The organism is Streptomyces sp. enrichment culture (assembly GCF_964272855.1).
Classification (GTDB): Bacteria; Actinomycetota; Actinomycetes; order Streptomycetales; family Streptomycetaceae; genus Streptomyces.
Genome location: NZ_OZ186847.1, coordinates 911,907 through 925,654 on the forward strand (window position 1 = coordinate 911,907; position 13,748 = coordinate 925,654).

Genomic DNA, 13,748 nt, shown 5'->3' on the forward strand with positions numbered 1-13,748 from the left:
GCATGGAGCACAAGCCGAGGACGGTCGCCGCACGCCAACTCTGGTCCGAGCTCAACCACCGGCAGCAGCGCTACCTCGCGCTCATCTATGAACTCGACCAGGAAGCCGAACAGGAACAGCGTCAGCGCTGGCATCGCGGTCTCCCCCGCGAGCCGGCCGACACCTGGCGCTGGATCCCTTACGCGACCATGCACGCGCAGGCCGTCCCCACCCCCTGCCAGCAACGCCTCGACATCGAGGGACTACGCGACGCGGGAGCAGGCTCCACGCTCGCAGCTCTGGCCCGCCGGAACCTGCTCCATACCCGCGTGGTTCAGATCGACGCGCTGGCGGGAAACCCCAACCAGATCCAGGTTCGGCTCACCCCCTTCGGGCGGGCAACCGTTCGGGCGAGCGGACCGGATCAATCAACCGCGCCCGCAGTTCTGCCACGCTGGATCACCGAGACACTGCAAAAGATCACCGAAGCAGGCCCCGACGGGCTACCCAAATTCGACATCAGCCGCTCCGCCGCCCGCAGGCTCGGTCCCCGGGGCCTCCGCCTCATCGAGGACGCCTGCCACTGGTCGTACCGACTCACCCAGGCAGGGCATGCCGCGTTGCTTGATCACCATGCCCACCGGGCGTGAGAAGCAGGTCATCCTGCGAGTCCCGGCACAAAACCACCGAGACAGCCTTTTCGGCTATGTCAGGCTCCGGACCACAGGCCACCAGAAATGCAGTGATCCACGATTTCAAGCAGCAGATTCCCAGAGGCCGGCATCAAGAATTCGAGCAGCCTTAGTGATACTCCCAGGCATCAGGTGACGGTAGGTTCGATACGTCTCCTCGATGGACTTGTGGCCCATCCATTCCGCTACGTCGGTGATGGGTATGCCACTCCCGAGCGCGTTAGAGGCGAAATAATGCCGAAAGCTGTACATCCCAACGCCTTCCTCCGCAGGAAGGTTCTTGAAGAGCCTCTTTACACGACGTCGTTCCATGCCCTCCGTGTAGTAGCCGCTCGGCCCACGCAGAAGATATCCCTCCTTCGTGGTGCCGTGCTTCTCCTCGTAGCGCTCTATCGCTTCCCGCACCGAGCGCGGCAGAGGCACCTCCCTGAACTCTCCCGCTTTGCGATGCTTTAGCTTCGCCGGCCTCTGCGTGTTGGAATGGATCTGCTCGTGCACTCGGTAGATGTCGTCCGCTACGACATTGTTGACGTTCACCGCCCGGGCCTCGCCATTTCGCAGGCCACATCCCGCCATCATGACGATCTCAAGCGCGAGATCCTCGTCGGCGACAGTCAGCGCCTTCTTCACGTAAGCGAGGGACGGAATGACCACCTTCTCGCGAACGTATTCCGGCTCTTGGACCCCCTTTACGGGGTCGCCTACCATGGCCCCCTTGTCGTAAGCATCACGCAAGATGGCCTTGAGGGTGCGGAATATGTTCACCTGGTTTCCGCGACCAACCTTGTCGGCCTCCAATTCGTCCAAGAAGCGCTCGACCACGATTGGCGTGACAGAGTTCAGCTTTCGGGATCCGAGGCGGGGAACGATGTGCACATTGATCGAGCTGTCGACGTGCTCTCCGGTGGAGTATTCCGTCATCTTGCGCTGTCGGGGTCGCCACTGCTTCGCGTATTCTTCGACAGTCTGCTGGCCCAGCTCGCGGCGGGCCTCGGCGACGGATGGCGCCGTGTTCTTCTTCTCTGCGTAGATCTGCGTGAGGCGCTCGATCGCGTCGTCCTGCGTGTCATACCCGGACTCCTCACGCTGCTTGCCGAGCGCGTCCCTGAAGCGAATCGTGTACGGGTGCGGGCAGCGTGTGGGCTTGGCGCAGTCACATTCCTTGAAGAAGGAGCCCATGCCGCGGGCGAGCTGTCGAGCCACGTGTCGAACCTTCCGAGCGGGAGCGATGAACCATGCACAGGCGCTGCGCAGAGGGCGGAAGGTCAGCGAGCGGAGACGAGGCTGCGACGCATGTTGACCTTTTGCTGACCTGAGGGTCCTCTATCATGCCCCTGACCTGCGCAGACGTCCAAATGCTAGATCTTGGACTTGATCAAAGTTCGCAGCACTTTGGACTCCTAGAAGACGGCTCCCCGCCAGCTTTCTGCAGGTCAGGGGCGTCGTTCACTGTACACGGGCACGCGTCGAACTCGAAGATGTCGAGGAACATCAGTTGACTCTCACGACCAGGCTCTCTACTGCACTTTCACGAGAGCCTGGCTGCCGTGACAGCGCTGATCTGGCATCTGTTCGGACAGCCGTCTCGGAATGTTCGGAGACTGATGCTGATCAGTTGCTGAGTTACCTGATGATGCATCAGGCAGATGGGCGGCCTCTCAGCACGCAAGTGCGAGACTGCCTGGCCTTGCTGCGCCACCGTCGGCTGCGCGTCGACCTCTACAAGGTGACGGAGGACAATCAGGTGCGTCAACTGCCGCAATAGCCAGCCCCGTGCTGTCTCGTGGTCACCTCAGACTGCGGCGACGCTGGATGCGGTGCCGCGGTCCCGGCCATGCCGTCGAGCCAGTTACCTCAGGACACCACCACGTCATCCATGTAGCGATTGCGCATCGAAATTGTGGTGTAGATGTGATGAGTTGCGGTTTCAGCAAGATCGATGCCAAGTGGTTCGCTGAGGTGCGGATCAGGGGGACGGGAGCGGCGTTGCATGGCGGGTACCGGGCGTCGTGCGGCCATCGCGCAGGAACAGCGGGGCGTGGACTACGCGTACACGTGCCTCGAGCAACGGCAGTCACATGACGCGGCGACCGACGCCGTCTACCGCGCGTACAATGAAATGCTGGCACCCGGCGCGTCAGGCGGACAAGTCAATGCCCGGGTACGAGGCGGTGAGCCGCTGTGATCATGCGGGTCAGCACTCGTGGCGGCGAGTCATTCCTCATCGGGCGACAGCCTGTGTGGAACGACGAACGCGACCTGGTGGTCGTCTCCTCCGCTGCGCAACAGGCCATCGAGTGGCGACTGGCGACCAAGGAAGACCCCGGCGACCTGCTGCTGCGGCGGAAACTGGCCTTCCAGCGGCGGAAGCCGTGGACCGTGACCGACTTCCTCGACGAGTTCGTGCTGACGCACTACCACGCCCATCTGGACGATGGAGCCGCGACCGAGGAACCCCTACCAGTCGACGTGTCGGACGTGCCGGCCGAGGAAGGACTGCGTTCCGCGGCCGGAGCGCGAGCAACTGCTGCTGGTGTCCCATCAACGCCGTGGCGCTCTGGTCATCCAGGTTGCCCGGGGACCGGCAAAACCGCAGTGGGCCTCTACCGCGCGATGTGGCTACTGGACAACCAGCACTGCTCAGCCCAGACGTCCCCGTCGTGGGCCCGCACCAGGGCTTCCTCGCTTACGCTGGACAGGTCCTGCCCGCACTCGGCGGAGGAGACGTCACCACCCTCACTATCGACCGCCTCCTGGCCGGTGACCGTCCCACATCCGCGATGGCCACCGACTCCCCCGAGGCGGCCTTCCTCCAAGGTGACGACCGGATGGCTGACGTGCTGCGGCGGGCCGCGGAGGCGCACTGCCGGCCCCACCGTGCCAGAGTTTCACCGCTGCTGACGGCTGCTTAGGAGGACGAGGCGTTCATCCGCTTCGCATGTAATGGCCGCACCTACGAAGCCGACGCCGATGCCCTGCTCGCTATCGCCCGCGAGGCGCTGCGCGAGTCCGGCCCCTTCAACGTACGCCAGGCCAACTTCCGCCTGCGCGTGGCGGGCAAACTCCCTCTCTCCATTCCCGGCGCCACACCGGAAAACGTTCTGTCGAGCCAGGAGGTCGCCGCCTTCATCCAACACCTTTGGCCTTGGCTGAACCCTACGGACGTGTACACGCGCCTCCTGGGACAGCCCCAAGACGCTGGAAGCTGCAGCAACGCTGCTCACTGCCGACGAGCGGTCCGCGCTGCGGCGATCAAAGCCCGGCAAGGCAGCGTGGACCGCCGCTGATCTTGTGTGCCTGGACGAGCTGGAATGGCTACTCAACGGCGCGCACCAACGGCGTACCTCCGCCCACATCGTCGTCGACGAGGCCCAGGACCTGACCCCGATGCAGGCACGGGCCCTTGCACGCCGATACCCTTCGGGCTCCATGACCATCCTCGGCGACCTGGCCCAGGCCACTGGACCGCACGAGTATCACTCCTGGGGACCGCACGAGTATCACTCCTGGCGCGAGCTGGCAGGGCTGCTGACCGGAGGCTCGGCGTGGACGGTCGAGGTCCTCCAGGCCGGCTTTCGGCTCCCGCCCGAGGCCGCGGAGTTCGTCGAGCCTCTGGCCCGGGCTGCCGCACCCCGCGTACCCGTCGCCCGATCCGTCCGGCCGGCCCGCGGGCAAGCGGTGCACGTGCAGGGAGCAAGCAGCCTGGAACACCTGATAGAAGCTGTTGCCGGACGCGTCACAGAGCTCACCTCAGCACGGGACGGGCGGTCCACAGCGGTCATCGTCCCGGCCGATCAGAGTCTTCAAGACAGGCTCCGCACCGAACTCAGCACCACCCACGGCAGCACTGTACCGATCCTCCAGCCACACGAAGCCAAAGGCATCGAGTTCGACGACGTCGTGGTCGTGGAGCCCGCCGCCATCGCGGGTGAAACACGGTCGGGAATGCATGGCTTGTATGTAGCTCTGACACGCTGCACCCAGTCGCTCAGCATCGTCCACCACGCCGCGTTGCCTGCGCCCATCGGCGGGGGCGCAACCTCAGCACCGCCCTCTACGTCCCAGGAGACCGTTTCCACCGTGTCCTCGGCATCGACTACAGCTTCATCTCCCGCACCCTCCCTAGACTTCGAGGGCTTCTTGCAGACCGCAGTGGCGGCCGACAGGCAGCAGCCCATCCACGAACGACTCTGTCATCGGCTCCTGGCACAGCTCTGGGAAACCGGAGCGCCCGAGGACGGGCACCTCGCGGACATCATCCGCTCCGGTCAGAGCGGCACTCTTCTCTTTGAGGTGCTGCACTCCGATGAGCCGACCTATTCCGACCTCCGCGCAGCAGCGACGCGTACCGCCGAGATCCGCTTCGCCCTGGGCCGCCCCATTGACCGGATCTTCCTCGTCTGCGCTGCCACAGCTGGCCAGGGGATGCGAGCGCGCCGAGCACGTCCACCGCGCCGTGCCTCTTGATGCTCACAAAACTACTCGCGCTGGACGGCATCACCGTCGGCGCTCTCAGGCACCGAGCGAAGGACTGCTGGCCGCGAGGCGGGCCACAGGGCGAGGGAGTGTGGACCAGTGCTGTCTGAACGGAGCCCCACGTACGCCCGCGGGATCAAGGTAACGCTGACGGTCACAGATCACGGATCCGGTGCCGCCTTGCCCATCGGCCGGGCCACCGGCCAACCCGCGCCGGTGGAGGTGGCCGCCCACACAGTCCGGCAGCACAACGACGGACGCATAGACGTCCTCGTAACCGCTCAGCTCGCCGAGCTGTCTGCCCGCGTCGTTCTCATCCTCGACTGCACGGTCAGTAACCCACCGGATCACTGCAGCCGAGCAGTGCCACGCCCGATAGCACGAGCCAGAGGCGGGCTTGCCATGATGTCTTTCATGCCTTCTCTGGTCACCCCCGTCATGCCTCCCGGCGGCCTCAGCATGTCTGCCCAGCCGACACTGCCGATCGACGGTAACTCGTTGCTGCGGCCCTGGTTGCTTTCCGATGCAGCCGCTGTCACGCGAGTGTTTCAGGATCCGAGCATTCAGCACTGGCATCTGCGCAGAGCGGACTCGGAAGATGAAGCCCGAGAGTGGATTAAGCAGTGGCGCGGCGGCTGGGAGAACGAGACCGCCTGCCACTGGGCCGTGGTCGATGCCAGCAACGACAAGGTCCTCGGCCGGGTCTCTCTCCAGTCGATCGTCACAGTGGGTGGCCAAGCAGCAATCTCGTATTGGACCGCCCCGGAGGCCCGCGGCAAGGGCGTCTGTTCCCGGGCCGTAGCTCGAGTGTCGAGCTGGGCACTGGAAGAGGTCGGATTCAATCGACTAGAACTCGGCCACTCCACGGCAAACGTCGCATCCTGCCGCATCGCTGAGAAGACTGGCTTCGCCCTGGAAGGCGTACGGCGTCGGGCACTGCTCCACGCCGATGGCTGGCACGACATGCATCTGCATGCCCGTGTCCACGAAAGCTGACAAAGTGACTGCAGAGCGAGGCTCGGCCGAGTGAAGTCCCGCGCGTCTCCTTCCGGCTCGCGCTGGAAGGCCGCGGCTGGTCCTATGTCGTGGCCGTCGACCCGAAGGAGATCGCACGGCCTGCCGGCGCCGAGCCGTATCAGCCCGCTTACGGCGGCCTGGGACCGCCAGCTCTACCCCGATACCGCGAGCGCCTCGGCCGCTGCCATGCCTCGTTGAGAGGCCGCCGTGTTAGGAGGTCACCTGGCGGCAGGGCAGCCAAGGCACGATGACCTCGCACTTCCCGTGAGCCAGGTGCGGCCCTGGGGGAAGGAAGCCAGCCGCACCGCCCAAAAATAAGCAGGCGGACGCAGTCGCTGGATTGGCATGCTGCCCATGAGGACGCTGCTGTTCGAACGGCCCGAAGAAGCCGATGAGCCGACCGGTTACTGGATGACCAACCACCCCGGTCGCCGACCTGGTGCGATGGGCGAAGATGCGCTGGCGGATCGAGCACGACTACCGCGAGCTCAAACACGGCCTGGGCCTGGACCACTGCGAAGGCCGCACCTGGCGCAGCTGGCACCTCCACGTCACCCTCGTCACCGCCGCCCAAGCCTTCCTCACCCTGCGGCGACTCGGCCCAAAAGCGGCCGCCGGCCTAACCCTCTACCAGATCCTAGATGCCCTTCAGGACCTGCTGAGGTGCTGAGGTGCTGGACCGGCACCTGCACCACCTGCGGCCGACCCCTCACCACCAGCAGAACCAGAATCGTCAACGACCTCATCGAGGCTGGCTGGGAGGACGACCCGGTCGACCTGGCCACCATCACCCCGTACATGCCCAGCAAGATCCGGCGCTTCGGCACGTGGCACCTGGACATGGAGCCTCCTGACGGGCAGGCGGTCGGGCATCTGCGGCTGCCCCCCCCCCGCCGCACTCAGGCGCGCAGGGCCCATGGATCAGTGGGTTTGTTCCGCAGGTATCGCGGTGTGTTGTGTCCCGGTCATCGCGTTGTGCTTGCGGCCCTTCTCCGGGAGCAGGAGCAGGAGGCAGCCGAGCAGCGACGCGGCGGCGAAGGTGAAGCACCCCCACAAGCTGTACGGGCCGGTCCAGAAGGTGCCGGGGGCGATGCTTTGGATGCCGGTCACAGCCGCGACCCCGATGGCTCCGCCTGCCTGTTGGCAGGTGACCAGGAACCCTGACGCGGTGCCCTGGTCATCGAGGGACGCAGCCGCGCTGGCGAGCATCACCGCTGCCGGGTAGGCGACGGCGATGCCCGTGCCAACCAGGAGGGCCGCGGGCAGTAGGTGTGTGGCGTAACTGCCGTGCTCCACGGTGGTGTACAGCAGCTGCCCGGCGGTGATGACAGCGAGTCCGACGAGCAGCAGCCGGGACGCGGGCCTGCGGTTGGCCATGCGGGCGGCCGGTGTGGACAGAAGGCCCACGGCGAGTCCTTGCGGCAGGAAGGCCAGTCCGGCTGTCAGCGCCGAGTATCCCTTGTGTTCCTGCAGTTCGGTTGCCACGAGGAACAGGGCGCCTGTGATCGCCGCGAAGGCACCGGCGAGTGCGAGACAGGCTGCTGCCATGCGGCGGTTGGTGATGAGAGAGAGGGGCAGCAGCGGCACCGGGGCCTTGGCCTGGACGATGAGGAACGTGATGACTCCCCCCGTGCCCACGGCTGCGCTCAGCGCGATCTCGGCAAGGGAGCCGGTGCCGACGCGACCCACGGCGTATACAACAGCGACAAGCCCACCGGTGATCAGAAGGGCAGGCAGCCAAGGCATCCGGCTTTGCGGTGTCCTCGTGTCGGTCTCGCGTTCGAGTACGCGTACGCTGGTGGCCAGGACCGCCAGGCCCAAGGGGACGTAGAGGAGGAAGGCCCCGCGCCAGCCGACTCCTTGGGTCAGGAGGCCGCCGATGACGACACCGAGCGAGAAGCCCGCCGCGCCCATGGCGCTGAAGACTCCAAGTGCTCGGTTGCGCGCGGCTCCTTCCGGGAATCCCCGGACGATCAGGGCAACAGCCGCGGGCGCGGTGATCGCGGCGCCGACTCCCTGGACGGCCCGGGCCGTGATGAGCAGGACTGCCTCTTGGGACAGCGCCGCGCCGAGCGATCCTATACCGAAGATTCCCACGCCGGTCAGGAACATCCGGCGGTGCCCCCACTGGTCCGCGCATTTGCCGCCGGCCAGGAGCAGCGCCGCGTACATGGTGAGGAACGAACTCGCGACCAACTGGAGCTGGTCGGGCCGCAGGTCGAGTGAGCGCTGGATACCGGCCAGCTGCACATTGATGCTCGACAGGCTCATCCCCTCGAAGAGGACGGCAGTGCACAGCACCAGCAGCTTGGTCCATGCGCGCGCGTCGAACCGGAAACCGTCCGTGTCTGCCCGGGAACTGGGGGTCACTGATGCTCCTTGGAGTCGGGAGAGAGCAGTTTGCCGCGGGCGGGTGGCTGAGCCCGGGCGATCCGGTAGGCCACCCGCAAGTCGTCACCGTCGTACTGGGAGCGGGCGAGCCCACGCAGGGCGTCATCGGCGTTCACGGCCATGGTGTGGCTCAGCTCTCGGAACAAGGGGATGTCCGAAGCGGAGTCTCCGTAAGCAATGCAGGAGTCCCGGCCGAGCCCCAGGGCCCTACAGACCCGGTCCACAGCCGTGACCTTATCCGCGGGCGAAAGGATCCTTCTGGGATCGGGCGCGGTGCAAAACGGCAGAGAGGGAAACCCGGAGGCGACCACCTCGTCGACCCCATAAGCCCTCAGCCGGTCCGCGAAGAAGTCCGGCGACATCGTCACCACGATCGACCGCTCACTGCGGTGGCGGATGTCCGCAAGCACTTCCGCCATCCCGCCGATCCAAGGCGCCCGTGTGAAGACGTCTGCCACCAGCTCGGGGGTCAGGTCCTGCCACAATCGGCAGACCTCCGCCGCAAAACCACGGGTGTCGACCGCGCCGCGTGTGAACTCCGCCTCCAGCCGGATCAGGTCGGGCAGACACCCCAGGCGACGCGCGATTTCCAGGCTGGCGGTGGTCCCACGCAGCAAGGTGCCGTCCATGTCGAAGACATGGATGCGGCTCACTGTCCTTCCTCCGCAGACGCGACCGTGGCGGCGGCCGGATACACCGTCCATCCCTCGGGCACGGGCTTTTCCTGCCAGACCGCGAGCAGTGCGGCGCTCGCGGGGAACAGCGGAACGGGGAGCTCCTCGGGTCTGGCCCAAACCCAGCGGTCGAAGACCTCGGGCTCCAAAGTGGCCGCCACGGCACCCTCGTCCGTCGGCCGCGCCACCACACCGGCGGTCACCTGGGTTCGCTCCGCGTCGGTGTGGAGCACGACGGCGAACACCCGTGCCCCGGTGACCTCCCGGATGCCACTCTCCTCGGCGATCTCCCGCACGGCGGCGGTCTCGAAGTCCTCACCCGCCTCGACGTGTCCGCCGGGCAGGCACCAGGACGCGGTCTCACCGCGTTTGATCCGGTGCCCGATCAGCACAGCACCGTCGGGCCGCATCACGATGGCCCCGACACCGACGACCGGTTCACGGCGTTTCACAGACGCTGTCATCGCAGCACTTCCAGTTCCAGCAGTGCGGAGTCGGCCGCATAATGGCCGCTGATCATGGCCGCGACTATGCCGCGGAACAGTCCGCATGCGTCGCCGGCCACCCAGGCGGGGGTGTCGAGGAGCCTGAGGTCACCGTCGACCTTCGGATACCAGCCAACGCCTTCCAGAGTGGGGCCGATCAGCTGTGTACCGCTGTCCCGAATGACAGGGTAAGCAGCCGCCAGCCGGGACAGACCCTGCACCATGATCTCACGCAGCTCAGGCCCGTAGACCCCTTCGAATGCGGCAACCGTCTCCCGCTCGCTGTCCATGAGCGCGTCCAGGGACAGCGTGAAGTAGGACTCCTCCTTCGCCATCGCGGCAAGCGCGAGTGCCATGGCCCGTGTCGCTACTGCCTCGTCCAGGATGCGGGTGTTGAAGCCCACGTTGGACCGGCCGGTCGGCGGGCAGTCTGAGCGGCCGGACACGGTCCACAGCCCCTGCGTCTCGGTCAGCGCCGCCTCGCCGTCCCGGCAGGCGCAGAATGTACGCCATTCCACGCTGCCGTCCTGCTCGCGGAAGCGGAGCTTCGGATCGAGCTGCTTCATGTCCTTGAAGAACGCCTGGGCGGCCGGCTGCTCGATACGGAACCCGACCTCCAGACGGCGGAACGACCGCTCGTCCGTGAGGGCTCGCAGGCCGAGGGGGCCGAACCGGCCGCTGGCCAGGACCAAGCGACGAGCCAGCACCTGCGACTCCTGCCCCTTGGAGTCACTGAGCGTCAGCCGGAACACGTCGGTGGCGGGCTCGTACTCGGCCTTCACCACCTCGGTCTCGGTAAGGACAGTGGCGTCCGTGGCGGCGACCATGTCGGCGGTGAGCCGCAGGCGCGCCTCCAGCGAGAGGTAGTCCGAGGGGTATTCCTTGAGAACCCATTCACCACGGCCCACCGTGAAGGACGAGGGATCAGAGGGGAACGGAGGAGTGTCGAGTCCATAGGAGCCGAGCAGTTCGCAGGTCCAGTCGTACGCGACCCGCAGATCGGCGGAACGAGGCAGCGTCCACAACTCGCTGGCCGAGGGGAAGAACGAGAACTTTCCGTCCGAGAACAGGCCAGCCCCGCCGTGTCCGCGCGTCATATCGGCCGCGGCATGCCGGTCTCGCTCGCCGACCGGCTTCCCGCCGTCGACGAGCGCAACACGGTAGGACGATCCGGCAAGTCGCTGCGCGGCAGCGAGTCCGGCGGGACCGGCACCGATGATGACAAGATCGAAGGTTTCCACGATTCTCCAAGCAGGCATGACTGGTCACTGCTCGGCCAGTTGGGCGTCGGGCAGCATCTTTGATGTGGAGGTTCTTCAGGCAGATGCCGACAGCGCGGCTGAAGGAAGGCGCACCTCGTGGATGTCGCTGAGGTTGCGGTGCCGCTCGGCGTAGTCGATGCCGTAGCCGGCGACCCAGTGTTCGGTGATGTCGAATCCGACGTACCGGGGCTCCACCGGCTTCGCGACGGTGTGGGGCTTGCGAAGCAGCACGCAACAATTCACCGAGGCGGGAGCCTGCTTCCGCAACCGTGCCATGAGCCACGAGAGCGTGGCGCCGGAATCCAGGATGTCCTCGATGACCAGGACGTCACGTCCGGCCAGTTCTTCACCGATGTCCTTGAGCAGCGTGGGCGTTCCCGCTGTGCTGCCCCGTCCGTATGTCGATACTGCGGTCCAGTCCATGACGACGGGCAGATCAATGGCCCGAGCCAGGTCGACCGTGAAGGCGGCCGCCCCCTTGAGCACGCCGATGATCACCAGATCCCGGCCTCGGTAGTCCCGGGTGATCTCGGTGCCGAGCTGGCGGACACGATCCGCTATCTGCTGGCTCGTTAACATCACACGACCGAGTTCCTCGTGGGCAGTCACGCCTCATCCCCCTGGTGGCCGGTCGGAGGCATCCCCCTGTTGGTCGGCATCAGATTGCCGGCCGGAAGAAGTAGGTCCGTCGGCTGAAGATCTTGCCGTCACGGACGTTGTATGTGTCCGCGAACTGCTCGTCGAGGTGCTCGCCGGTGCGGCTGGTACCGGTGAACCGGCCCCAGCAGGCGACAACCGCCAGGTCACTCACGACGTGCCGAACGTCATGACGGCCGACAGCGACGATGCGCTCGACGCGGTAGAACTGCTCGATCTGTGCCAAGCCGCGCAGCGACTCGTAGCCGGGACGGTCGTAGACACAATCCTCGGCGAAGACACGGCCGAGGTCGTCCCAGCGTGCCGCATCGATGATGGAGAAGAGCTCCGTCACCAGATTCTCGGCGGACCGGATGTCCGTCGTCTGTGAAATCACATCGTCCCCTTCTGCACGCGGTTCTGTGCACCCCAGGTCAGGCGAGTGACGCGGTGGGCACGCATCATCCCTGTCCGCGTACTCGAACTCGTAGGAAGAAGAACCGTCGGGCCCATCACGCTGGAGGCGTAGGCCTCGGCCAGCCCGCTGGCCAGGTAGACAGCCCCCGCCCCGCTCGAGGCCTCGCACGCCGCAAGCCTGCCGGTACTACGGGCGTATCCGTCCGGCATGTACGCGGCATGACGCTCGTCGCGTGTCAGCACATGCCGGATGACATCGGTAGCGGCGGCTAATTGGTCGTAAAAGGCGATTCCCGTATCCCCGGGAACACCAAAGACAACCTGGATTTCCATCTCGGCGAGTGCAGCAACAAGCCTACGGGCACCGGAGACCTGGGTCGGCATATTCACGAAATGTGTCATCTTCCTCATGTGCTCAGTGAGCAAGAGGTCAGAGCGCTGTGGTGCGGCACCTCAGCCGCCGGTCGATCGTTCAAAGCCGGGGTTCGCGGACAGGTCATCGACCAGAGAACGCAGTCTGTCCAGCCCGAGATCGATCTGCTCCGGCACTACCGAACTCACACTTAGTCTCAACTGCCGTTCCCCGCCCTCACCTTGGTAGAAGTGGCTCATGGGTGTCCAGAGCAACCGGTGCTCACTAGCTGAGTACTCGAGCGTGGTGTTGTCGACTTGGAAAGGTACGGTGACCACGCTGAAGAACCCTCCGATCGGCCGACTCCAGGAAATCCCGGGTTGGTGGCCGAAGCGGTCCTGAAGTCCCGTCAGCAGTCGTTCGAGGTTGCGGCTGTATCCGGCAATGGTGTCGGCGTTGGCCTTCACCAGGCTGCAGTCGCTCTCCAGCAGCTTGCCGCCGACGAGCGCCTGGGCCATGGGTGACGTGTTGACCGTCAACATGCTCTTGATCTTGGCCATCTCGTCGGCCAGCAGTGAACGGCCGGTACCGGGCGAGCGGACGGTCTGGTCTGCCACCACGTAGCCGACTCGCGCACCGGGGAATGCTGTCTTCGCCAGCGACCCCAAGTACACCACTTGACTGGTCGTGTCCAAGGATTTGAGCGTGGGCAGTCGCTCACCACCGTCGGCCCGGAAGAGACCGTAGGGGTTGTCCTCCAGAAGGAGCAGCCCCAGTTCACGAGCCGCTGCCAACAGGCTGTGCCGAGCGTGCAGAGGCATGGTCAGGCCCGATGGGTTCGCGAAGTCTGGGATCAGGTACAGCGCCCGTGGGCGCAGCCCCGCAGCACGGGCCGCCCGTACCTGTGCCGCGAGATCATCGAGGAGTACGCCATCCGCGCCCTCGCGTACGGGCAGCAGCTTCATGTCGACCAGTCGGGCAGCCCCCGCTATCCCCACGTAGGTGGGCGACACCGCCAACAGAACGTCCCGTTCGTCCCGGCGCAGGGCCCTGAGTGCGAGGAACATCGCCTCCTGGCATCCTACGGTGACGACAACGGCCTCCGGGTCGACATCGATCCCTTCGTCCACGCGGAGGTTAGCCGCGATCAGTTCATGGATGATGCCCTTGGTCCTCCCGTACTGGAATACGGTCCGTCGGACATCGCTCTCCGTGGCGTTCCTCTCCTCCCGCAGGTAACGACAGAAGGTCTCCAGGTGACGCGGAAGGTCGGCCAGGTCGAAGACAGCCTCGGTGGGACGGCCGGCAGCCAGCGACAGGGCGGTGGGGTACTGTTCGGCGATCTGGTTCAGGAAGTTCATCGACTC

General features: G+C 65.7%; 13 protein-coding genes and 1 pseudogene. 4 read left to right on the top strand and 10 right to left on the bottom strand.

Annotation, left to right across the window (positions count from 1 at the left end):
* Positions 1–2 precede the first annotated feature (2 nt).
* Positions 3–629, top strand: coding sequence for a hypothetical protein (locus ACSU6L_RS03890; RefSeq protein ID WP_437053532.1), 627 nt, complete (start codon positions 3–5; stop codon positions 627–629).
* A gap of 105 nt (positions 630–734) precedes the next feature.
* Here the strand turns inward: ACSU6L_RS03890 and ACSU6L_RS03895 are convergent, their stop codons facing one another.
* Positions 735–1,874, bottom strand: coding sequence for a tyrosine-type recombinase/integrase (locus tag ACSU6L_RS03895; RefSeq protein ID WP_437053534.1), 1,140 nt, complete (start codon positions 1,872–1,874; stop codon positions 735–737).
* Positions 1,875–2,885: 1,011 nt separating this feature from the next.
* Entirely contained in the window at positions 2,886–3,098 is a 213-nt protein-coding gene (locus ACSU6L_RS03900; protein ID WP_437053536.1) for a hypothetical protein, read from the bottom strand.
* Between the two features lie 1,002 nt (positions 3,099–4,100).
* On the opposite strand from ACSU6L_RS03900, the gene ACSU6L_RS03905 reads away from it, so the two are divergent.
* From ACSU6L_RS03905 to ACSU6L_RS03915, 3 genes and pseudogenes are all read left to right on the top strand, one after another.
* Complete coding sequence (locus ACSU6L_RS03905; RefSeq protein WP_437053538.1) at positions 4,101–5,138, top strand: hypothetical protein; 1,038 nt, start codon at positions 4,101–4,103, stop codon at positions 5,136–5,138.
* 423 nt (positions 5,139–5,561) lie between these two features.
* Positions 5,562–6,143 carry a GNAT family N-acetyltransferase gene (locus tag ACSU6L_RS03910; RefSeq protein WP_437053540.1) on the top strand — a complete coding sequence of 194 codons (582 nt, stop codon included), beginning with the start codon at positions 5,562–5,564 and terminating at the stop codon, positions 6,141–6,143.
* A 50-nt stretch (positions 6,144–6,193) separates the two neighbouring features.
* Positions 6,194–6,834 (top strand): annotated as a pseudogene (locus ACSU6L_RS03915) (transposase); the annotation flags it as partial.
* Positions 6,835–7,085: 251 nt separating this feature from the next.
* On the opposite strand, the gene ACSU6L_RS03920 reads toward ACSU6L_RS03915, so the two are convergent.
* From ACSU6L_RS03920 to ACSU6L_RS03955, 8 genes are all read right to left on the bottom strand, one after another.
* A complete protein-coding gene (locus ACSU6L_RS03920; protein ID WP_437053542.1) occupies positions 7,086–8,534 on the bottom strand; it encodes an MFS transporter in 1,449 nt (482 codons plus the stop codon).
* Positions 8,531–9,208, bottom strand: coding sequence for an HAD family hydrolase (locus tag ACSU6L_RS03925; RefSeq protein ID WP_437053544.1), 678 nt, complete (start codon positions 9,206–9,208; stop codon positions 8,531–8,533). The genes ACSU6L_RS03920 and ACSU6L_RS03925 overlap by 4 nt, the downstream gene beginning before the upstream one ends.
* Positions 9,205–9,693, bottom strand: a complete 489-nt coding sequence (locus tag ACSU6L_RS03930; protein ID WP_437053546.1) for a nucleotide triphosphate diphosphatase NUDT15 — start codon at positions 9,691–9,693, stop codon at positions 9,205–9,207. The genes ACSU6L_RS03925 and ACSU6L_RS03930 overlap by 4 nt, the downstream gene beginning before the upstream one ends.
* Positions 9,690–10,955, bottom strand: coding sequence for an FAD-dependent oxidoreductase (locus ACSU6L_RS03935; RefSeq protein WP_437053548.1), 1,266 nt, complete (start codon positions 10,953–10,955; stop codon positions 9,690–9,692). Before ACSU6L_RS03935 ends, ACSU6L_RS03930 begins: the two co-directional genes overlap by 4 nt.
* Positions 10,956–11,030: 75 nt before the next feature.
* Entirely contained in the window at positions 11,031–11,585 is a 555-nt protein-coding gene (hpt, locus tag ACSU6L_RS03940; protein ID WP_437053550.1) for a hypoxanthine phosphoribosyltransferase, read from the bottom strand.
* Between the two features lie 49 nt (positions 11,586–11,634).
* Positions 11,635–12,009 (bottom strand): nuclear transport factor 2 family protein, encoded by a 375-nt coding sequence (locus ACSU6L_RS03945; RefSeq protein ID WP_437053552.1) that lies wholly within the window; start codon positions 12,007–12,009, stop codon positions 11,635–11,637.
* The gene (locus ACSU6L_RS03950; RefSeq protein WP_437053554.1) at positions 12,006–12,440 is read right to left on the bottom strand and encodes a thiamine pyrophosphate-binding protein; all 435 of its coding nucleotides are present in this window, start codon (positions 12,438–12,440) and stop codon (positions 12,006–12,008) included. Before ACSU6L_RS03950 ends, ACSU6L_RS03945 begins: the two co-directional genes overlap by 4 nt.
* 42 nt (positions 12,441–12,482) lie before the next feature.
* On the bottom strand, positions 12,483–13,742 hold the full coding sequence (locus ACSU6L_RS03955) for a PLP-dependent aminotransferase family protein (RefSeq protein ID WP_437053556.1): 1,260 nt from the start codon (positions 13,740–13,742) through the stop codon (positions 12,483–12,485).
* Positions 13,743–13,748 lie beyond the last annotated feature (6 nt).